15 protein-coding genes are annotated in these 21,153 nt (G+C 61.5%); all 15 read left to right on the forward strand.

The genetic code is table 11. The features are described 5' to 3' along the window. The first annotated feature begins 11 nt into the window (after window positions 1-11). The 15 genes from PspR32_RS07485 to fliG all read left to right on the forward strand — a co-directional run bounded on the left by PspR32_RS07485 (window position 12) and on the right by fliG (window position 21,094). Window positions 12-1,580, forward strand: a complete 1,569-nt coding sequence (locus PspR32_RS07485) for a flagellar hook-associated protein 3 (RefSeq protein WP_036994316.1) — start codon at window positions 12-14, stop codon at window positions 1,578-1,580. Window positions 1,581-1,651: 71 nt separating this feature from the next. Beyond that, window positions 1,652-5,206, forward strand: a complete 3,555-nt coding sequence (locus PspR32_RS07490; protein WP_010224982.1) for a glycosyltransferase — start codon at window positions 1,652-1,654, stop codon at window positions 5,204-5,206. Window positions 5,207-5,277: 71 nt separating this feature from the next. Beyond that, entirely contained in the window at window positions 5,278-8,064 is a 2,787-nt protein-coding gene (locus tag PspR32_RS07495) for a glycosyltransferase (RefSeq protein WP_159388272.1), read from the forward strand. A gap of 352 nt (window positions 8,065-8,416) precedes the next feature. Further along, window positions 8,417-9,346 carry a ketoacyl-ACP synthase III gene (locus PspR32_RS07500; protein ID WP_159388273.1) on the forward strand — a complete coding sequence of 310 codons (930 nt, stop codon included), beginning with the start codon at window positions 8,417-8,419 and terminating at the stop codon, window positions 9,344-9,346. A gap of 440 nt (window positions 9,347-9,786) precedes the next feature. Continuing rightward, complete coding sequence (locus PspR32_RS07505; RefSeq protein ID WP_010224985.1) at window positions 9,787-10,635, forward strand: flagellin domain-containing protein; 849 nt, start codon at window positions 9,787-9,789, stop codon at window positions 10,633-10,635. 71 nt (window positions 10,636-10,706) lie between these two features. Further along, entirely contained in the window at window positions 10,707-11,072 is a 366-nt protein-coding gene (locus PspR32_RS07510) for a flagellar protein FlaG (protein ID WP_026001413.1), read from the forward strand. A gap of 76 nt (window positions 11,073-11,148) precedes the next feature. Beyond that, complete coding sequence (gene fliD, locus PspR32_RS07515) at window positions 11,149-12,555, forward strand: flagellar filament capping protein FliD (protein ID WP_010224987.1); 1,407 nt, start codon at window positions 11,149-11,151, stop codon at window positions 12,553-12,555. 133 nt (window positions 12,556-12,688) lie between these two features. Continuing rightward, the gene (fliS, locus tag PspR32_RS07520) at window positions 12,689-13,084 is read left to right on the forward strand and encodes a flagellar export chaperone FliS (protein ID WP_010224988.1); all 396 of its coding nucleotides are present in this window, start codon (window positions 12,689-12,691) and stop codon (window positions 13,082-13,084) included. Window positions 13,085-13,097: 13 nt separating this feature from the next. Beyond that, window positions 13,098-13,394 carry a flagellar assembly protein FliT gene (locus PspR32_RS07525; protein ID WP_010224989.1) on the forward strand — a complete coding sequence of 99 codons (297 nt, stop codon included), beginning with the start codon at window positions 13,098-13,100 and terminating at the stop codon, window positions 13,392-13,394. A gap of 170 nt (window positions 13,395-13,564) precedes the next feature. After that, the gene (gene fleQ / locus PspR32_RS07530; RefSeq protein WP_010224990.1) at window positions 13,565-15,040 is read left to right on the forward strand and encodes a transcriptional regulator FleQ; all 1,476 of its coding nucleotides are present in this window, start codon (window positions 13,565-13,567) and stop codon (window positions 15,038-15,040) included. Window positions 15,041-15,244: 204 nt separating this feature from the next. Beyond that, window positions 15,245-16,456, forward strand: coding sequence for a sensor histidine kinase (locus PspR32_RS07535; protein ID WP_010224991.1), 1,212 nt, complete (start codon window positions 15,245-15,247; stop codon window positions 16,454-16,456). Then, complete coding sequence (locus PspR32_RS07540) at window positions 16,456-17,838, forward strand: sigma-54-dependent transcriptional regulator (protein WP_159388274.1); 1,383 nt, start codon at window positions 16,456-16,458, stop codon at window positions 17,836-17,838. Before PspR32_RS07535 ends, PspR32_RS07540 begins: the two co-directional genes overlap by 1 nt. A 120-nt stretch (window positions 17,839-17,958) precedes the next feature. Next, window positions 17,959-18,285, forward strand: a complete 327-nt coding sequence (gene fliE, locus PspR32_RS07545; RefSeq protein WP_100783115.1) for a flagellar hook-basal body complex protein FliE — start codon at window positions 17,959-17,961, stop codon at window positions 18,283-18,285. 15 nt (window positions 18,286-18,300) lie between these two features. Further along, a complete protein-coding gene (fliF, locus tag PspR32_RS07550; protein ID WP_010224996.1) occupies window positions 18,301-20,082 on the forward strand; it encodes a flagellar basal-body MS-ring/collar protein FliF in 1,782 nt (593 codons plus the stop codon). Continuing rightward, window positions 20,075-21,094: a flagellar motor switch protein FliG gene (gene fliG, locus PspR32_RS07555; RefSeq protein WP_010224997.1), complete on the forward strand. Its 1,020-nt coding sequence runs from the start codon at window positions 20,075-20,077 to the stop codon at window positions 21,092-21,094. Before fliF ends, fliG begins: the two co-directional genes overlap by 8 nt. Window positions 21,095-21,153 lie beyond the last annotated feature (59 nt).

The raw sequence follows: 21,153 nt of genomic DNA on the forward strand, positions 1-21,153 counted from the left end.
AGACGTAGACCGTGCGTATCTCTACCGCCCAGTTCTATAACAACAGTACTTCGAACTATCAGCGTAACTTCGCCAAGGCTGTCGAATCCCAGCAGCAAGCCAGTGACATGCTGCGCATCCGTACTGCCGCCGATGATCCGGTCGGCGCTGCTCGCCTGCTGCAACTCGAGCAGCAAAGCAACATGATCGACCAGTACAGCGGCAACATCGCCAGCCTTCGCAGCAGCCTGAGCACCTCTGAAACCACCCTCACCAGCATTACCAACGTGCTGGCGCGGGTAAAGGAGCTGGCGATCAGCTCCGGCAGCGGCAACATGACCGACAAGGATCGCCTGGCCAACGCGCAAGAGCTGACCCAGCTCGAAGAGCAGCTGTTCAGCCTGATGAACAGCCGCGACGAGAACGGCAAGTACATCTTCTCCGGCTCCCGTGGCGATACCAAGCCGTTCGAACGCAACGCCGATGGCACGTACTCGTACAAGGGTGACCAGGGCACCACCAGCCTGCAGGTTGGCGACATGCTCAGCGTTGCTTCCAACGAGAGCGGCTACAGCGTCTTCGAACAAGCGCTCAACACCAGCCGCAGCCAGACTACGATGACCGCGCCGACCCCGAATGACGGACGCGTCAGCCTGTCCAATGGCCAGGTGTCGGGCAGCACCATCTATAACGACCGCTTCCGCAGTGGTGAGCCGTACACGATCGAATTCACCAGCAGCACCCAGTTCAAAGTCACCGACGCCGGTGGTAATGACGTGACGCTGGAGGCCAGCAAAGGCGGTACCTTTGATCCCAAGGGTGACGACGACTACATCAGCTTCCGCGGTGTCGACCTGCGCCTGGGCATTACCTTCAAGCCGGGCGATGAAGCCAATCCGGATGCCGCCATCGCCGGGCATACCTTCACCCTGGGCTCGAAGCCGGACGAGATCGGCGGCTCGCGCAGCCCGGGCAACACCTCCATGGCCCAGCTGGGCAACGTGGTGATTGGCGACAAGGCCAAGTATGACGCCGCATTCCCAGGCGGTGGCGCGGTCATCAAGTTCAAGACCGCCACCACCTTTGATGTCTACGCTCAGCCGATGACCGCCGACAGCCGGCCCTTGGGCAGCGGCGATACAACGGTCAGCCCGACGCGGGTCATGGGTGTCGACTTCTCGTTCAGCGGCGCACCGGCAACGGGCGACCAGTTCTCGGTGCAGGTCAACAACCACCAGAACCAGAACGTCCTGGACACCATCAAGCAGTTGCGTACCGCGCTGGAAAGCCCGGTCGATAAGGATCCGGTCGCGCGTCAGAACTTCCTCGCGTCGATGGACTCGGCCATTGCCAACCTGGCCAGTGCAGCGGACAAGGTCGCTGAATCGATCAGTTCGGTCGGTGGGCGCGGCGCGGCGCTGGACGTCCAGGCGGAGACCAACGAAGCGCTGCAATCGGCCAATACCATCACCCAGAGTTCGATCCGTGAAGCCGATCCGGCTGAAGTGCTGATTCGTCTGAACCTTCAGCAGAACATGCTGCAAGCCTCGCAGTTGGCCTTCAGCAAGCTTGCCGGACTTGGCTTGTTCAACCGCCTCTGATTGATCCTTTCGCGTTGTATTCACCCGGGTGACGCCAGCCGTCACCCGGGGCCTTCTCCAGGTCTGTCCTCATGAACCAACTGCCTCTCGTCAGTATCGTCATTCCCGCCTTCAACCCCGAATTCCTGACCCGCACCCTGATCAGTGCCATCTCCCAGCGTTACTCCAATCTTGAGGTGATTGTCTGTGATGACAGTCCGGGCGACGAGGTCAAGGCCATTTTCGATGAGTGGGCCGGGCAGGCGAGCTGTGAGCTGCGCTATGTACGCAACCCGCGCACCCTGGGGTTTGCCCGTAACTTGCTGAGCGGCCTGGCGCAGGCGCGCGGGGCCTTCATCAAGTTCCTTTGCGATGACGACTGGCTGGTCGACGGCTGTATCAGCCAGCAGGCACAGACGCTGATCGATTGCCCGCAAGTCAGCCTGGTGGTCAACCATCGGCTGATCTGCGCCGCTGATGAAACGCTGCTGCCGCCGCGTCCGGCCAACTGTCTGCTATCGCAGTGCAGCGCGGTGATCAAGGGTGGGGACTTGCTTGAGGCCATCGAGGCCAACGTGTCGAACCTGTTCGGGGGTATCAGTCATGCCCTGATGCGTCGTGATCAGGTGCAAGAGCTCTTGCCAATGCTGGTCGAGGAGGGTGGTTTCCAGGCGCGCCTGGATTTCGCCCTGTTCATCTGCCTGTTGCGCCGCGGTCACCTGGGGTATCTGGTCTCGTTACTCAGCATGGAGCGGATGCATCCAGGGCGTTTGAGCAACCATGCGAGCATGACCCTGGCGTTCAAGAGTGAAACCGAATGGCTTTCGCAGATGCTGCTCTCGCGCACCAGCGAACCGGCGCCAGCGGCCGGCTGGTTGCGCTTCAAGCCGATCGAGGAATATCAGGCTGGTGAAGAACAGGACTGGGAAGAGTTCGAGCTGACGCGGTTCTATGCCGGGCAGATTGCCGGGTTCCAGCAGCAGGTGGGTACGTACAGTACGAGCTTTGCCGAGCTCTATAGCGAGTGGCTGAGTTGCCGCACGCTGTCGCCGGCACAGACCCGTTTGCTGCCCAAGCGTATCGAGCAATGGCCACTGCAGCCGCGCATCGCCGTGGTGGTCTTCGATCCCCAGGATAATGCATCGGCGCTGAAAGCGACCTTGGCCAGCGTCGGCGAGCAGTCTTATGCCGCCAGCCAGGTCTGGGTTTTCGGTACTGGCCTGGCGCAACCCGGGGTTGAGCATATTGCCTTGCGCGGCAACCCTTTCGAGCAACTCAACCAGCGCCTCGCGCAGGCCAATGGCGTTGACTGGATCTTCCTGCTGCAAGCGGGTGATCGCCTGCATCCGCATGCCCTGGTGATCATGGCCGAGCGCATGGCCCTGCATGCTGACCGCTATTGCCTGTACACCGATGAAGGTACCGACGATGGCCTGCAGGCTGGCCAGCCCATTTTCAAGCCGGACTTCAACCTCGACCTGATGCGCACCTTCCCCTATGTCGGGCGCATGCTGGCTTTCGAGCGAAACCGCTTGCTTGAAGTGGGCGGGTTTGCCACTGAATTCGAAGGTTTGGCACCTCAAGACATGCTCTGGCGGCTGGTCGAAGCCCATGGCTTGCACGTTGTCGAGCATGTCGCCGAGCTGCTGGTGCAATGCCGTGACGGTTATGCCCAGTGGCAGGTCGATCCAGGCTGCATAGACCAGGCACCCAAGGTCCTCAAGGCGCATCTGCAGCGCCTGGGGGTGGCTGCCGAGGTGATCAGTGCCGAGGGCTCGATGCTTGCCCGGGTTCAGTATCTGCATGAGCAGACCCCCCTGGTGTCAGTCCTCATCGCTGCCGGGCAGGATTTGCGTGCCCTGATACGCTGTGTCGAATCGATATTCGAACATACCGCCTACGCGCACTATGAAGTGTTACTGGCGGTCACTGGCGATGAGCCTGCGGATGTCCAGGGATGGCTCGAGGCCATGCGTCACCTTGGTAGCGATCAGTTGCGGATCGTGCCGGTGGTCGCCAAAGATGGCCCGCAGATGTTCAACCAAGCCAGTGAGTACGCCCAGGGCAGTTATCTGCTGCTGACCGATGTCGGCAGCGTGTTCTTCGACAAGTATTGGCTGAATGAAATGCTTGCCCAGGCCCAGCGCCCGGAAGTGGGGGTGGTGGGGCCCAAGCAGGTCAGCACGGCAGGCTTTGTAGCGAATGCCGGGCTGGTGCTCGGTTTGTATGGGGCGGCCAGCACGCCATTCGTTGGTCAGTCGTCCGATGCCAGTGGCTACATGAATCGGCTGATTGCCGTGCAGAACCTGAGTGCGGTGAGTGCCGACTGCCTGCTGGTGCGTCGGGAAATCTTCGCTGAGCTTGGGGGGCTGGATGCCGCGGCGTTCGAGTCCACGCTGTTCGACGCCGACTTGTGCCTGCGGGTTCGCAACCATGGCTATCTGGTGGTCTGGACCCCGTATGCACTGATCGCCCGGCTGCCTGTGTCTGGGCTGTCGAGCCCGGTGCGCAAGGACCATGACCAGGACGCCTTCTATGAGCGCTGGTTGCCGAATGTGGCCAATGACAGTGCCTACAACCGCAACCTCAGCCTGAGAATGTCCAGCTACAACCTCGACCCCGGGTTACGCAGCGGTTGGGATCCGTTCAGCAAACGCATCCTGCCATATGTGATGGCACTGCCGATCAACAACACTGCCGTTGGCCATTACCGCGTCGCGCAGCCCTTTACCGAGCTGGAGAATGCTGGCTGGATCCAGGGGCAGATGGACTACGGAACGCCAAACACGATTGCGCTGGGTCGTCATCAACCCGACGTTATGATTCTGCAGTGTCGCTACATGCCGCGCTCACTTGAGGATTTTGAGCGAATCAAGCGCTTCTCCAATGCGCGGCGCATCTACGAGATCGACGATTACATCATTGATGTGCCGAAGAAGAACGCGCACGCCCGCCACATGCCGGGCAACATGCGTGAAATGGTCAGCCGCGGGATTGCCATGTGCGATCGGGTAGTGGTGTCGACCGCGCCGCTGGCCGATGCCTTGTCGAGCATGCACCACGATATTCGCGTGGTGCCGAACATGCTCGCCTCGCACCTGTGGAGCGGACTGAAAAGCCGCCGGCAGACCTCGATCAAGCCGCGCGTGGGCTGGGCCGGCGGCACCAGTCACCGCGGCGACCTGGAACTGATCGCCGACGTGGTCAAGGCGCTGGCCGACGAGGTGGACTGGGTGTTCTTCGGCATGTGTCCGGACCTGCTGCGGCCCTATATCAAAGAGTTTCATAGCGGTATCGCGCTGGCCTATTACCCGCAAAAACTTGCCGGCCTCAACCTGGACCTGGCAGTGGCGCCGCTGGAGTCGAACCTGTTCAACGACTGCAAGAGCAACTTGCGCCTGCTTGAATATGGCGCCTGCGGTTTTCCGGTGGTATGTGCCGATACCAAGGCGTACCAGGGCTACCTGCCTTGCACCCGGGTGTTGGGTAATTCGCCGCAGGCGTGGCTGGAGGCGATACGCATGCACCTGGCCGATCCGCAGGCCAGCTACCGCATGGGGGATGAACTGCGCGAGGTCGTGTTGCGCGACTACGTGTTGACCCAGGACAACCTGCAGCATTGGGCCAACGCCTGGTTGGCCGATTGATGAATGCGGCCGGCAATTGTGCCGGCCCGAACCAGAACAACGAGAGTATTGGGTGCGCTATGGGCGAAAAAATGATCGATTCGACTGCCGGGGCGCAAGACCTCAGTATCGTACTGCTGGGCCAAGGCGACGCCAGTTACCGTGAGCGCGCCGGCTACTACTACCGGCAGAACTTCCCGGGCCATGCGCTGTTCGAGGTTGCGGTGCAAGGCGCCGATGCCGAGGGCTGGCAGGCGCAACTGCTCGATACCCTGGAGCGCTTGAGCACACCGTTCGTGGTATTGACGCCAGACAGCGACTTTCTCCTGGCCGCTGCCACTGCATCGCTGGTGCAGTCTCTGCGTGATGCCCCGCACTGCCTGATGGCCCACGGCTATGCGCTGGGTTACCGGCCTGGTAACAGTGAAGTTGCCTACCATAAGCTGGGTGGCGCGATTGCGCCGGCGGCGGTGGTCGGCGACGCATGCGAGCGTATTGCCCTGTACGGTGACAACGGGCTGCAGGCCTGGCGCTCGGTCGTCAGGGTCGAGGTCCTGAAAGCGTTGCTGCGCAGTGTGCCGGTCGACCTGGGCTTCGAAGCCTGGTGTGTGGCGGTATCCTTTGGCCTGCTGGCCCAGGGTGTGGCCACGGTCGTCGAGCAAACCACCCTGGTCGCCGAGTACAGTCCCTCTGCGCTTTCGCAGCTTGCACGCGAAGAGCGGCAGGCCCTGGCCGTGCGTCAGATTCGTCAGTGGGATGCCCAGCAGGGCGCGGTGTGTGCCGACGCCAAGGGCTTTGAGGCGCTGACGGCATTCGTCGCCAGCACCTGGGCGGGGCTCGAGGCGCCGCGCGTGGTCACCTCGCGCTGGATCAGCATAGTGGCTGCGCCGCAGTGCGTATTCGAACCTGTGCAGTATGTCGAGATGCCGTACTACACCGCGCCGCTGTTCGAGCAGTTGCGTCAGCTGGAGTTTTTCCTCCACGCCTGGCCGGCTGGCAAGGTTCACACTGAGGCGCTGGAGGGGGTCTGGGTCCAGCAGCAGGCGCTGATGGTCCGGCATCCGAATGACAGCGCCGAAAGTCTCAAGGCGCGTTATTGGCAGGCCTTTGAGTTGGGCGTTTTCAATCCGGGCGTCTGCCACAACCTGCTCGGTGCATTGGGCAGTGATGAAGAGCAGGATTTCGTCCCCCATCTGCACCACTGGGTGGCGCAGCTCGATCAGTTGCCGGCGACCGATCTGCAAGCACGACTGGCGGCATCACCTTCGGGGCAAGTGCTCGCGGCCATTGCTGCTGCAACCCCGGACAGCGACGCTCGTCAGCGTATTCAGGCCCACCTGGGCTCGATCCAGTCGCCACAGATCGCCTTCCTGGTGGTGGATCTGGAGAACAACGACGCGGCCCTGCAAGCCACCTTCGACAGCTTGCTGGCCAGCGGTTTGCGTGATTTCAAGATAGTGGTGTTCAAGGCCGGTGCGTTGCCCGCCATTACCACTGCCAAGGATACGCTGCATTTCATCCGCGTCACTGCCAGCAATCTGGTCGCTCACCTCAATCAGGTGGTGGAGCAGTTGTCCAGTGCCTGGCTGCTGCAACTGCAAGCGGGTGATGTGCTGGCACCAGGCGGGCTGTTGCGTCTGCAGGTGGAGTTGTCTGCGGCGCAAGCCTGCCAGGCCATCTGTGCCAATGAAGTCCAGCGTGATGAGCAGGGCCGCTTGCTCAGTGTGGTGCGTCCGGGGGCCAACCTGGACCTGTTGCGCGCGCGTCCGGACTTGATGTCTCGCCACTGGCTGGTGCGTCGGCAAAGCCTTGTCGAGCTGGGTGGCTACAGCGAAACCTGCCAGGCGGCGCTGGAGTTCGATGTCCTGCTGCGCCTGATTGAGCGCAATGGCGTTGCAGGCCTGGCCCATCTGGATGAGTACCTGGTCATCGGCCAGCAGGCGGGCGAGGCGATGCAGGCCGACGCGCAGGCAACGCTCAAGCGTCACTTGAGCGTACTCGGTTACCGGGGGCAGGTCAGTGAGGGGCGAGATGGCGCCTTGCAGATCGATTTCCGTCACCCGACCACCCCTCAGGTCAGCATTCTGCTGTCGATCGACTCGGACCTTGAGCAGCTCAAGCGCAGCTTGGCGAGCATCGTCCAGCGGACCCGCTATGCGCGCTACGAAGTGATCGTCATGACCGATGCGGCCAGTGCTGAGGCGACGGCGGCAAGCCTTGGCAACCTCCAGGGGCTGGGTGGCCGGGTGAAGTTGATGGCCAGTGAGTTCGCCGGCACCCGTGCGCAAATGGTCAAGATGGCGGCCAAGCAGGCCCAGGGCGAGTACCTGGTGCTGATGTCCAGCCGCTGCCAGGTGGTCACGCCGGCCTGGATCGAAGCTTTGCTCAACCAGGCGCAGCGCCCTGAAGTGGGGGTCGTGGGTTGCCAGATGCATGACGCCGAGGGCTTGATCAGCCATGGCGGCTATGAGCTGTTGGCCAGCCAGCAGGTGCGTGGGGCCTGGCAAGGCGTGGCGCGCCAGGCTGCTGTGGCGGCGCTGGGGCTGGCGGCGGTGCGCAGTTGCCAGGCGGTATCCGATGATTGCCTGATGATCGGCAAGGCGTTGCTTGAGCAGTGCGCTGGCCTGGATGACATTGAAGGGGCCGATGTCGATCTGTGCCTGAAGGTCGGCCAGGCCGGTCAGCTGGTCCTGTGGACACCGCAAGCGCAAATGCTCAATGCGGGTGTGCCGACCCTGGATGCACAGGCGCTGAGTGCACGCTGGCCCGCCGCGTTCAGCACTCGGGTAGTGGTCGATGTGCGCAACGCGGTCGATATCTCGCGTTCGCCAACGGTCGGCAAGCCGGCTGAGCTGGAGTGGTTGGCCGAACTGGCCTGAACGCCGTGTACAGGAGCCGGGTCTTAGACCCGGCTTTTTCATTGCTGCTCGCAGCAGCAGGCAGTCGGGGTGCAATGCCCCGCGCAGATGCCGGCTGACAATGTTGCACATACGCCTTGGACTTCTGCGCGACACCTTTCCTTTTCGTGCTGTTTGGCCTGGTTTTTCCGGTTGGCCGTCGCTTTGTATTGAGTAATGATTGCGCAACAGTGACTTGGCAGTCGAAACGGGCATCTTTAATCTATTGAGTCGTCGGGCGGTACTGGCGAGCGGGGGCTGCGCAGGCTCGCAACACCCCGGGTTATCCGGTTCCAGTGCCCGTGAAAATCCGCATATCTATCGGGAAGCCACAATGATTGGCATCAAAAGCATTGCGAGTTACGTACCTGTCGAGGGTGTGGACAACTACGCCCAGGGTGCGAAGTTCGCCAAGGACCAAGAGTTCATTCTCGGCAAGATCGGTTCGACCTTTCTGCCGCGCAAAGAAGCAGGCCAGGAAACCTCCGACCTGTGTGTGGAGGCGGTCAAGGCCCTGTTCGCTGCCAATCCGAGCCTGGCGCCTGAGTCCATCGATGCCTTGATCGTCGTTACCCAGAATGGCGACGAAGAAGGGTTGCCGCACACCGCTGCCATCGTTCAGGACAAGCTCGGCCTGCCGACCCCTGTCGCTGCCTTCGATATTTCCCTGGGCTGCTCGGGTTATGTCTATGGCCTCTACGCCATGAAAGGCTTCATGGAAGCGGCAGGGCTGAAAAACGGCCTGCTGATCACTGCTGATCCGTACTCCAAGATCGTCGATCCGGAAGATCGCAACACCACCATGCTCTTTGGTGATGCGGCGACCGTGACCTGGATGGGCGAGGGCGCCCCTTGGCAGCTGGGCAAGGCCAAGTTCGGTACCGATGGTGGTGGTGCTGCGCATCTGAAGGTCAGCGATGGGGTGTTCTTCATGAATGGCCGCCAGGTGTTCAACTTCGCCTTGCTCAAGGTGCCGGCGCACCTGCATGAGTTGCTGGGCGAAAGCCAGTTGGCACCGGCGGATATCGACCTGTTCTGCATTCACCAGGGCAGTGCGGCAATTGTCGATGCGGTGGCGCGTCGGTTCGAGGATGACCCGGACAAATTCGTCAAGGACATGGTCGAAACCGGTAATACCGTGTCGTCGAGCATTCCGCTGCTGCTGGAGAAGCATGTGCTGGGTTCGCAGCACCAGCGTGTTGCCCTGAGTGGTTTTGGCGTTGGCCTGTCATGGGGTTCGGCGATCATCGAGCGCAAGGGTTGATATAGAGCCTTGCGGTAAAAAAAGCGCTGCCGGTTTCACCGGTGGCGCTTTTTTTTTGGGGGGGCTTTACGGAATCCTGGGGACCATGATCCTTGGGTTGGGTTGTTCAGGCTGTGGACTTATCCATTCTGGAAGGGGCCGGCAGCAGCGCCATCCAAAATGGATAAGCCCGCAACCTCAACATCCCATCCCATCCCCAAAATCATAGTCCCCGAAATGCCGTGAAGAACCCTTTTTTCAACCCAGGTGTTGGCCAGTAAGCGATTTTTCTGGCGTCAAACCCTTGATTTCATTGGGGTGGCAGGGTGCCATTAAAAAATTTCTAAAAAGCCCTAAAGCAACCGCGCCAGACGACGATAACTATTACGAAGGTTCTCTAGGCCACACCCGGCGGATGCCAGGGCCGGAAGCCGCAGTATCCCAAACACGAGGAATTCGTCATGGCATTAACCGTTAACACTAACACTACCTCTCTGGGCGTTCAGAAGAACCTGAACCGCGCTTCCGACGCTCTGAGCACCTCGATGAGCCGTCTGTCCTCCGGCCTGAAAATCAACAGCGCCAAAGACGACGCCGCTGGCCTGCAGATCTCTACCCGTATGACCTCGCAGATCCGCGGTCAGACCATGGCAATCAAAAACGCCAACGACGGTATCTCGATCGCCCAGACCGCTGAAGGCGCGATGCAAGAGCAGGTCAACATCCTGCAGCGTATGCGTGAACTGGCTCAACAGTCGCGAAACGACTCGAACGACTCGACTAACCGTACCTCGCTGGACGGCGAGTTCAAGCAGCTGACTGCGGAACTGACTCGTATCGCCCAGTCCACCCAGCTGAACGGCAAGAACCTGCTGGACGGTTCGGCTAGCGTCATGACCTTCCAGGTCGGTTCCAACACTGGTGCTGAAAACCAGATCAAGATCGACCTGACCGGTAAGTTCCTGGCCAGCGACCTGGGTATCACCAGCGCCATCACCATCGCCGGTAGCGACAGCGCCACTGCCGAAACCAACTTCTCGGCTGCCATGGTTGCAATCGACAAGGCTATCGGCACCATCGGTGACTCCCGCGCTGCGCTGGGTGCTGTACAAAACCGTATGACCAGCACCATCAACAACCTGCAAAACATCAACGAGAACGCCGAAGCTGCTCGTAGCCGTGTACAAGATACCGACTTCGCCGCTGAAACTGCTCAGATGACCAAGCAGCAAACTCTGCAACAAGCTTCGACTTCGGTTCTGGCCCAGGCCAACCAACTGCCGTCGGCGGTACTGAAGCTGCTGGGCTAATCTCCTAGTGGTTATCGGCGGAGGAGTGCAACTACGGCGCTCCTCCGCCTTTTGCATTGAGAGGTGGTGACATGGATATGAGCGTCAAGCTGAACCTGTCGTACCCGACGGTGAAGCCGGTCGAAGCGACCACCGAACGCCCTGCGGCGAAGCCCGTAGCGGGTGTTGAAGCCATCACGCCGGCCAAGGATGCTGCCGACAAAGGCTTGTCCGAAGCTGAGAAGGTGAAGAACGCGGTCAAGGATATCGAGAAGTTCCTTGCTTCATCGCGACGTAACCTTGAATTTTCCACGGATGAAGAATCCGGCCGAATTGTAGTTAAAGTCATCGCCAGTGAGACCGGAGAGCTGATCCGCCAACTTCCTTCGGAAGAGGCGTTGAAGATCGCTCACAGTCTGAGCGATGTAAACAGCCTGCTGTTCAACGCCAAGGTCTGAAGCTGACCTGGCAGTTGAGTGGCAAGTTCGCTAGCCTGGCAAGGCTAGGGCGGCGCGTAACCATGAGGGAGTAGTTATGGCGAGTACAATTTTACCGAGTGTCGGTCTGGGTTCCGGCGTAGACATCAACAAGATCGTTGATGTGCTCGTCAAGGCGGAAACCAATCCCAAGGCGAATCAGATCAAGCGCCAGACCGCCAACAACACGGCCATGCTTTCCGGGGTAGCGTCGCTCAAGAGTGCGCTTTCTGTGTACCAGGAAGCGATGAAAAAACTCAATGATCCGAAGGCTCCGTCCTTCAACGCCTATACCGCGACCTCCAGCAGCGACGCCACGGTCAAGGCGACCTCGAACAATACCGCAGTACCGGGTACCTACTCGGTCCTGGTCGAAAAACTCGCCACCTCGTCCAAGGTGGCCAGTCAGAACTTTACCGGCGGTGCCAGCACGTCGATACCTGAAGGTGACCTGACCATCACCCAGGATGGTGTGATCCATACCGTGAAGGTTGGCCCAGGGGCGACCTTGCAGACGGTGCGCGACTCGATCAACACCTCGTTGGCCGAGAAGGGCATCAGTGCCAACATCGTCAACGGCAAGGACGGCTCGCGCCTGGTGTTCAGTTCGACCAAGACCGGTGAGGGTACCGACATCTCGGTCGATGGCATTGCCGAGCTGAAGATCGACGGCACTGTCTCGATGGCGAGTAACGGTGCCGGCTATATCGACGGCGTTGCCCAGAGCGCCAAGCTGACCATCGATGGTCTGCCGGTTACCAGCAAGACCAATACCGTTGATGGTGCAATCAGCGGCATCAGCCTGGAGCTGCTCCAGGTCACCGGGCTTGATAAGGACAAGGCAATCAAGGTTACTGTCGGTGAAAACACCGAAGGCCTGAAGACATCGGTCAAGGCTTTTGTCGATGCCTACAATACGCTGGTCAAGGCCGCCAATGCGCTGAGCGCGGTGTCCAAGGATGCAGACGGCAAAACCGTACTCGGGCCGCTGACCAGCGATCCGACCACTCGCTCGCTGCTGTCCGAGCTGCGCAAGCAGCTGTCTACCCCGTCGGGGAGTGGTCGCCTGACCACGCTCAGTCAGCTGGGTATCAACACGGCCAAGGACGGTACCCTGGAGTTCAACTCCACCAAGTACGACGCGGCGATGAAGGATAAAAAGCTCGGCCCTGACGTGCAGGAGCTGTTCACCGGCACCAATGGCGTGTTCGCGAACATGACCAAGGCTGTCGAGCCGTACCTGCAGACGGGCGGCATCCTCGACTCGCGCAAGGCCGGCCTGGACAAGCTGCAAAAGGACCTGTCCGATCAGCAACTGGCGCTTGACCGTCGTATCACCTCGCTCACCGAGTCGCTGACCAAGCGCTATGTGGCCATGGATACCCTGGTCGGCAAGCTCGAGGCGCAGCGCAAGAACATCGCCTCGATGTTCGCCTCGATCGAGGCGCAGCAGAAAAACTCCTGATTCAGCGCTGTGACACAAGCCCGGCAGTATCCCTAGGGGGACTCCGGGCTTTTTGCCGTACGCGCTAAAGTTTTTTGACGCGCAGGCGATACAAGCGGTATATGAAACCTTTTTTGCGGTGACGAGGTAGAGCATGAATCCGATGTTGGCCCTTCGGCAGTACCAGAAAGTCAACGGCGTGGCCCAGACCTCCGTGGCCAGCCCGCACCGTCTGGTACAGATGTTGATGCAGGGTGGTCTGGATCGAATTGCCCAGGCCAAGGGCGCCATGGCGCGCAACGATGTGGCCCAGCGCGGCATCCTGATCGGCAAGGCCATAGGTATCGTTGGCGGCCTGCGCGAAGGCCTGGACCTGGAAAACCATGCTGACTCGCTGACTGACCTGGACAACCTGTATTCGTACATGAGCAAGCGCCTGGTCGAGGCGAACGTGCAGAACGACCCGGAGATCCTCAATGAGGTGGCCCGGTTGTTGATTACTGTCAAGGAAGGTTGGGACGCTATCGGCGAGCAGCCCGCCGACGTCTGAACAGGAGATTGCCATGAGTGTCGTGCTCGAACGTATCGAACAAACCCGCGAGGCATTGCTCGGGGCCCTGGCCAGTCGCGACTGGGAGGCGATCAGCGAGCTCGACGTCAGTTGCCGTCTGTGTGTCGATGACGTGCTGGCCGAGGCGTCGGTCGATGAGCTGACGCTGCGCAGCAAGCTTGAAGAGTTGCTGGGCGTGTACAAGGAATTAATCGAGGTTGCAAGCGGGGAGCGTCAATCAATAGTCGATGAGATGATGCAGATCCGACAAGCCAAAAACGCGGCAAAGGTATACCATTTGTTCAGCTGAAACTGGGCAAAACAAAAAGCAGTGCGCCATAAATTTGACTATGTACGGTTTTTTGACTTAACTAGTGGCTGTTTTCTAATTTCAGACGTCCGAACACTGACCGTTCAGTCGGAATGATGTCGAGCTTGCCCTTACAAGGGCGCCGAGATGACTAGGGAAGTTGTTATTGCATGTGGCGTGAAACCAAAATTCTCCTGATCGATGACGATAGCGCTCGCCGCCGTGATCTGGCAGTAGTGTTGAATTTTCTTGGCGAAGAAAATTTGCCCTGCTCGAGCCATGATTGGCAGCAGGTTGTCGAGTCGTTGTCATCCAGTCGTGAAGTGCTCTGTGTCCTGATCGGGGCCGTGAATGCTCCGGCAAGTCTGATGGGCTTGCTTAAGACAGTGGCTGGGTGGGATGAGTTCCTTCCGGTTCTGCTTTTGGGCGAAATTTCTTCTGCCGAGTTGCCGGAAGACCTGCGCCGTCGCGTTCTCTCCAACCTTGAAATGCCGCCGAGCTACAGCAAGTTGCTCGATTCGCTGCACCGTGCCCAGGTCTATCGAGAGATGTACGACCAGGCCCGCGAGCGCGGCCGTCAGCGCGAACCCAATCTGTTCCGCAGCCTGGTCGGTACCAGCCGGGCCATTCAGCACGTCCGGCAGATGATGCAGCAGGTGGCGGACACCGACGCCAGCGTGCTGATCCTCGGCGAGTCGGGGACCGGCAAGGAAGTGGTCGCGCGCAATCTGCACTACCATTCCAAGCGCCGCGAAGCGCCGTTCGTGCCGGTCAACTGCGGCGCGATTCCGGCCGAGCTGCTTGAAAGCGAACTGTTCGGCCACGAAAAGGGCGCCTTTACCGGGGCGATCACCAGCCGCGCCGGGCGTTTCGAGCTGGCCAATGGCGGTACCCTGTTCCTCGACGAGATCGGCGACATGCCGTTGCCGATGCAGGTCAAGCTGTTGCGCGTGTTGCAGGAGCGCACCTTCGAGCGCGTGGGCAGCAACAAGACCCAGAGCATCGACGTGCGCATCATCGCCGCGACCCACAAGAACCTCGAAAGCATGATCGAGGTGGGTACCTTCCGCGAAGACCTGTATTACCGCCTTAATGTCTTCCCCATCGAGATGGCCCCGCTGCGCGAGCGCGTCGAGGACATTCCGTTGCTGATGAACGAGCTGATCTCGCGCATGGAGCACGAGAAGCGTGGCTCGATCCGTTTCAACTCGGCGGCGATCATGTCGCTGTGCCGTCATGGCTGGCCGGGCAACGTCCGTGAACTGGCCAACCTGGTCGAGCGCATGGCGATCATGCATCCGTACGGGGTCATCGGTGTGTCGGAGCTACCGAAGAAGTTCCGCTACGTCGACGACGAAGACGAGCAACTGGTCGACAGTCTGCGCTCGGACCTGGAAGAGCGCGTGGCCATCAACGGCCATACGCCGAACTTCGCCAGCCACGCCATGCTCCCGCCTGAGGGCCTGGACCTCAAGGACTACCTCGGTGGGCTTGAGCAGGGTCTGATCCAGCAGGCGCTGGATGATGCCAACGGTATCGTCGCCCGCGCCGCCGAGCGCCTGCGCATTCGCCGCACGACCTTGGTGGAGAAGATGCGCAAGTACGGCATGAGCCGTCGCGACGGGGATGAACAGGCGGAGGATTGACGCCTGTGTCGCCATGATGAGTTGCGTAGCGCGCTCATCATGGCCAATAACCCTATCTTTCAAAGGGCTGTAACGCCCGCCCTATCGGCCTTTGCCAGCGCCCTGCAGCGTTGCTCGCAGCCACTCTGAAACTATCCGGCACGGCTATTGCTATATCGCTGACACCATACCGTTTTATGACGGTCAGTCACGCGAGAGAGCACGATGCCCCAGGTCGCCACCATCTCCTGTGTCCCTGAACCGAAGGGGCCGAACGCCGCCGAGCAGGAAAGCCGCCTCGGTCTTGAGCAGGCCTTTGCCTTGTTCGATCAGGTGTCCACCCAGCTCAGTGAGTCCTATAACCTGCTCGAAGCCCGGGTCACCGAACTCAAGGGTGAGCTGGCAGTGGTCAGTGCCCAGCGCATGGCCGAGCTCGCCGAGAAGGAGCGCCTGGCCAACCGTTTGCAGAACCTGCTCGACCTGTTGCCGGGCGGGGTCATTGTCATCGATGGCCTGGGCCGTGTGCGCGAGGCCAATCCAGCGGCCTGTGACCTGCTCGGCGAGCCGCTGGTGGGCGAGCTGTGGCGCCAGGTGATTGCCCGCAGTTTTGCCCCGCGCGAGGATGACGGTCATGAGGTGTCGCTGCGCGATGGCCGGCGCCTGTCGATCGCCACGCGCTCGCTGGATGCCGAGCCTGGGCAACTGGTGCTGCTCAACGACCTTACCGAAACCCGTCGCCTGCAAGACCAACTGTCCCGGCACGAGCGCCTGTCGTCCCTGGGGCGCATGGTTGCCTCCCTGGCTCATCAGATTCGCACGCCGTTGTCGGCGGCCATGCTCTATGCCAGCCATCTGGCCGAGCAAAGCCTGCCGGTTGAAACCCAGCAGCGATTTGCCGGCAGCCTCAAGGAGCGCCTGCATGAACTGGAGCACCAGGTGCGTGACATGCTGGTGTTTGCCCGCGGCGAGTTGCCGCTGACCGATCGGCTGACACCCAAGGCGCTGTTCCAGGCGTTGCAGCAGGCGGCTCAGACCCATGTCCAGGGGCATGCCGTGCGCTGGCAGTGCGACAGCCACCTGGGCGAGTTGCTGTGTAATCGCGACACCCTGGTCGGCGCCCTGCTCAACCTGGTCGAAAACGCGGTGCAGGCCAGTGGCGAGCCTGCGCGGCTCAAGGTTCACCTGTATCGGCGCGAGCAGGTGCTGCACCTGTGCATCAGCGATGCCGGTGGCGGTATCGACAGCGCCTTGCTGGCGCGCCTGGGCGAGCCGTTCCTGACCACCAAGGCCACCGGTACCGGGCTGGGCCTGGCGGTGGTCAAGGCGGTGGTGCGCGCCCATCAGGGCAGTTTGCAATTACGTTCGCGACCGGGTCGCGGCACCTGTGCCCGGATCAGCCTGCCGCTGATCGGCGCGCAGCAGGCGGAGACAGAGTAATGAAAGCAATCAAGGTGCTGCTGGTCGAAGACGACCGCGCCCTGCGTCAGGCATTGGCCGATACGCTTGAGCTGGGCGGCTTTGCCCACCAGGCTGTGGGCTCGGCCGAGGAGGCGCTGGAGGTGGTCGCCAGCGAGGCGTTCAGCCTGGTGGTCAGTGATGTCAACATGCCGGGGATGGACGGGCATCAGTTGCTCGCCCTGTTGCGTGCTCGCCAGCCGTACTTGCCAGTGCTGTTGATGACCGCTCATGCCGCCGTCGAGCGTGCGGTCGAGGCCATGCGCCAGGGGGCGGCGGATTACCTGGTCAAGCCGTTCGAACCCAAGGCATTGCTTGAGCTGGTGGCGCGTCACGCCCTGGGGGTGGCCAGTGCCGCTGACAGCGAAGGGCCGGTGGCGCGCGAGCCGGCCAGCGCGCAGTTGCTGGAGCTGGCGGCGCGAGTGGCGCGCAGTGAGTCGACCGTATTGATCTCGGGCGAGTCCGGAACCGGCAAAGAGGTGCTGGCACGCTACATTCACCAGCAGTCGCCACGGGCCAATCAGCCGTTCGTGGCCATTAACTGCGCAGCCATCCCCGACAACATGCTCGAAGCGACCCTGTTCGGTCATGAGAAAGGCTCGTTCACGGGCGCGATTGCCGCCCAGGCCGGCAAGTTCGAGCAGGCCGATGGCGGCACCTTGCTGCTCGACGAGATTTCCGAGATGCCCCTGGGGCTGCAGGCCAAGCTGCTGCGGGTGCTGCAGGAACGTGAAGTGGAGCGGGTCGGTGGGCGCAAACCGATTGCCCTGGACATTCGCGTGGTCGCCACCACCAACCGCGACCTGGCGGGCGAAGTGGCGGCGGGGCGTTTTCGTGAGGACCTGTTCTATCGCCTGTCGGTGTTCCCGCTGGCCTGGAAGCCGCTGCGCGAGCGCAGCGCCGATATTCTGCCGCTGGCCGAACGTTTGCTGGCGCGCCACGTCAATAAAATGAAGCACGCTCCGGTGCGCCTGTCGGCCGAGGCGCAGGCCTGCCTGCAGGGCTATGCCTGGCCGGGCAATGTGCGCGAGCTGGACAACGCCATCCAGCGGGCCTTGATCCTGCAGCAGGGCGGGGTGATCGAAGCGGCGGATTTCTGTCTTGCCGGTGCCTTGCCGGTATTTGCCGCAGCGCCCGTCATGACGGCTGCGCCGGTCGAGGCTGAGGTCGAGGCCGCAGGCGGGTTGGGCGATGACATGCGCCGCCACGAATTCCAGATGATCATCGACACCCTGCGCGCCGAGCGGGGCCGCCGCAAGGAGGCTGCCGAGCGCCTGGGTATCAGCCCGCGCACCCTGCGTTACAAGCTGGCGCAGATGCGTGATGCCGGCATGGATGTCGAGGCCAGCCTCTACGCGAGCTGACAGGGTGTTGAATTAGAGTTTTTGTTCGGGCCGCGGGCAGAGCTGGCACTCTTGTTGCTATGTCCTGCCTATCCGCTGCGTGAGTGTCAAAAAAATGCGGGCCGTCGGAGAGAGAAGTCCATGAGCCAAGGTGTTGAATTTAATCGATTGATGTTGGACATGCGGGCCATGCAAATGGACGCCATGTCGATGCCGAAGGCTGCGGCTGCGCCAGAGCTCGGTTCGAGCAATTTTGCCGACATGCTGGGGCAGGCCATCAACAAGGTCAGCGACACCCAGCAGGCTTCCTCGCAGCTGGCCAACGCTTTCGAGATTGGTAAAAGCGGCGTTGACCTCACCGACGTGATGATCGCTTCGCAGAAAGCCACTGTGTCGTTCCAGGCCTTGACCCAGGTGCGCAACAAGCTGGTGCAGGCCTATCAAGACATCATGCAGATGCCGGTATAAGGGCGAGATTGAGTCATGGCCGAAGCAGTCGTCGATAACGTGCCCGCCAAAAGCAGCGGGTCAGCGCCCAAGCCGCCGTTGTTCGGCATGTCGTTCCTGGAAAACATCTCGCAGATGCCGATGCTGCGTCAGGTCGGCCTGCTGGTCGGTCTGGCCGCGAGCGTGGCGATCGGCTTTGCCGTGGTGCTGTGGTCGCAGCAGCCGGACTACCGGCCGCTGTACGGCAGCCTGGCCGGCATGGACACCAAGCAGGTCATGGACACCCTGGCCGCTGCCGACATCCCCTACAACGTCGAACCCAATTCCGGGGCCCTGTTGGTCAAGGCCGACGATATTTCCCGTGCCCGCCTGAAGCTGGCTGCCGCCGGCGTGGCGCCGAGCGATGGCAATGTCGGCTTCGAGATCCTCGACAAGGAGCAGGGCCTGGGCACCAGCCAGTTCATGGAGGCCACCCGTTACCGTCGTGGCCTGGAAGGCGAACTGGCGCGGACTATCTCCAGCCTCAACAACGTCAAGGGTGCCCGCGTGCACCTGGCGATTCCTAAAAGTTCGGTGTTCGTACGTGACGAGCGCAAGCCCAGCGCTTCGGTACTGGTCGAGCTGTATCCGGGGCGCGCCCTGGAAGCCGGTCAGGTGATGGCCATTGTCAACCTGGTGGCGACCAGCGTGCCGGAGCTGAACAAGTCCCAGGTCACCGTGGTCGACCAGAAGGGCAACCTGCTGTCCGATCAGGCGGAAAACTCCGAGCTGACCATGGCTGGCAAGCAGTTTGACTACAGTCGCCGCATGGAAGGCCTGCTGACCCAGCGTGTGCACAACATCCTCCAGCCGGTGCTGGGCAACGATCGCTACAAGGCTGAAGTGTCGGCCGATGTTGACTTCAGCGCGGTCGAGTCGACCTCCGAGCAGTTCAACCCTGACCAGCCGGCGCTGCGCAGCGAGCAGTCGGTCAACGAACAACGCTCCAGCAGCATGGGGCCGCAAGGTGTGCCCGGTGCCCTGAGCAACCAGCCACCCGGCCCGGCCTCGGCGCCGCAGACCACCGGCGGCACGCAAACCGCTGCCAGCGCCATTCAGCCGGGTCAGCCGCTGCTCGATGCCAACGGCCAGCAGATCATGGACCCGGCCACCGGCCAGCCGATGCTCGCGCCGTACCCGGCCGACAAGCGTCAGCAGTCGACCAAGAACTTCGAGCTGGACCGTTCCATCAGCCATACCCGTCAGCAGCAGGGGCGCCTGACCCGCCTGTCGGTGGCCGTGGTGGTCGATGACCAGCTCAAGGTCGACCCGGCCACCGGCGATGCCGCCCGCACGCCGTGGGCTGCCGAGGACCTGGCGCGCTTTACCCGCCTGGTGCAGGACGCGGTGGGCTTCGACGCCAGCCGCGGTGACAGCGTCAGCGTGATCAACGTGCCGTTCGCCGCCGACCGTGGCGAGGTGATCAGCGAAATTCCGTTCTACTCGCAGCCATGGTTCTGGGACATCATCAAGCAGGTCATGGGTGTGCTGTTCATCCTGGTCCTGGTGTTCGGCGTGCTGCGTCCGGTCCTCAACAACATCACCGGCAATGGCAAGCAAGGCGCCGGTGCCGATGGCGACATGGAACTGGGCGGCATGCTCGGTCTGGATGGCGATCTGGCCAACGACCGCGTCAGCCTGGGTGGTCCGCAAAGCATTCTGCTGCCAAGCCCGAGCGAGGGTTATGACGCACAGCTCAATGCAATCAAGAGCCTGGTGGCCGAAGACCCGGGTCGTGTGGCCCAGGTCGTGAAAGAGTGGATCAACGCCGATGAGTGATAACCGAGCCCTTACCGCCAAACTGACCCGCGTCGACAAGGCCGCGATCCTGCTGCTGTCGCTGGGTGAAACCGATGCCGCGCAAGTGCTGCGGCACATGGGCCCCAAGGAAGTGCAGCGGGTCGGCGTGGCCATGGCGCAGATGGGCAACGTCCATCGCGAGCAGGTCGAGCAGGTGATGAGCGAGTTCGTCGAGATCGTCGGCGACCAGACCAGCCTGGGCGTTGGCTCCGACGGCTACATCCGCAAGATGCTCACCCAGGCCCTGGGCGAGGACAAGGCCAACGGCCTGATCGACCGCATCCTGCTGGGTGGCAACACCAGCGGCCTGGACAGCCTCAAGTGGATGGAGCCGCGCGCCGTGGCCGATGTCATCCGCTACGAGCACCCGCAGATCCAGGCCATCGTGGTCGCCTACCTGGACCCGGATCAGGCCGGTGAAGTGCTGGGCAACTTCGACCACAAGGTGCGCCTGGACATCATCCTGCGCGTGTCGTCGCTGAACACCGTGCAGCCGGCGGCGCTCAAGGAGCTGAACCAGATCCTCGAGAAGCAGTTCTCCGGCAACTCCAATGCCGCGCGCACCACCCTGGGTGGTATCAAGCGGGCTGCGGACATCATGAACTTCCTCGACAGCTCCGTCGAAGGCCAGTTGATGGATGCGATCCGCGACATCGACGGCGAACTCTCCGAGCAGATCGAAGACCTGATGTTCGTCTTCAACAACCTGGCCGATGTCGACGATCGTGGTATCCAGGCGCTGTTGCGTGAAGTGTCTTCCGACGTGCTGGTGGTGTCGCTCAAGGGCGCCGACGAGAAGGTCAAGGAGAAGATCTTCAAGAACATGTCCAAGCGTGCGTCCGAGCTGCTGCGCGACGACCTCGAGGCCAAGGGCCCGGTGCGGGTCAGCGATGTCGAGACGGCACAGAAGGAAATCCTCACCATCGCCCGCCGTATGGCCGAAGCCGGAGAAATCGTCCTCGGTGGCAAGGGCGGCGAAGAGATGATCTAAGACCTTATCGCGGGTCAAGCCCGCTCCTACAGAGGTCCTGTAGGAGCGGGCTTGACCCG

This window comes from Pseudomonas sp. R32, assembly GCF_009866705.1.
GTDB lineage: Bacteria > Pseudomonadota > Gammaproteobacteria > Pseudomonadales > Pseudomonadaceae > Aquipseudomonas > Aquipseudomonas donghuensis.

Coding starts and splice junctions, on each gene's coding strand:
- fliE (WP_100783115.1), top strand. CDS start 17,959: ATGAGCCAAGGTGTTGAATTTAATCGATTGATGTTGGACATGCGGGCC.
- PspR32_RS07495 (WP_159388272.1), top strand. CDS start 5,278: ATGATCGATTCGACTGCCGGGGCGCAAGACCTCAGTATCGTACTGCTG.
- fliG (WP_010224997.1), top strand. CDS start 20,075: ATGAGTGATAACCGAGCCCTTACCGCCAAACTGACCCGCGTCGACAAG.
- PspR32_RS07490 (WP_010224982.1), top strand. CDS start 1,652: ATGAACCAACTGCCTCTCGTCAGTATCGTCATTCCCGCCTTCAACCCC.
- PspR32_RS07540 (WP_159388274.1), top strand. CDS start 16,456: ATGAAAGCAATCAAGGTGCTGCTGGTCGAAGACGACCGCGCCCTGCGT.
- PspR32_RS07500 (WP_159388273.1), top strand. CDS start 8,417: ATGATTGGCATCAAAAGCATTGCGAGTTACGTACCTGTCGAGGGTGTG.
- fliS (WP_010224988.1), top strand. CDS start 12,689: ATGAATCCGATGTTGGCCCTTCGGCAGTACCAGAAAGTCAACGGCGTG.
- PspR32_RS07505 (WP_010224985.1), top strand. CDS start 9,787: ATGGCATTAACCGTTAACACTAACACTACCTCTCTGGGCGTTCAGAAG.
- fliF (WP_010224996.1), top strand. CDS start 18,301: ATGGCCGAAGCAGTCGTCGATAACGTGCCCGCCAAAAGCAGCGGGTCA.
- fleQ (WP_010224990.1), top strand. CDS start 13,565: ATGTGGCGTGAAACCAAAATTCTCCTGATCGATGACGATAGCGCTCGC.
- PspR32_RS07525 (WP_010224989.1), top strand. CDS start 13,098: ATGAGTGTCGTGCTCGAACGTATCGAACAAACCCGCGAGGCATTGCTC.
- PspR32_RS07535 (WP_010224991.1), top strand. CDS start 15,245: ATGCCCCAGGTCGCCACCATCTCCTGTGTCCCTGAACCGAAGGGGCCG.
- fliD (WP_010224987.1), top strand. CDS start 11,149: ATGGCGAGTACAATTTTACCGAGTGTCGGTCTGGGTTCCGGCGTAGAC.
- PspR32_RS07510 (WP_026001413.1), top strand. CDS start 10,707: ATGGATATGAGCGTCAAGCTGAACCTGTCGTACCCGACGGTGAAGCCG.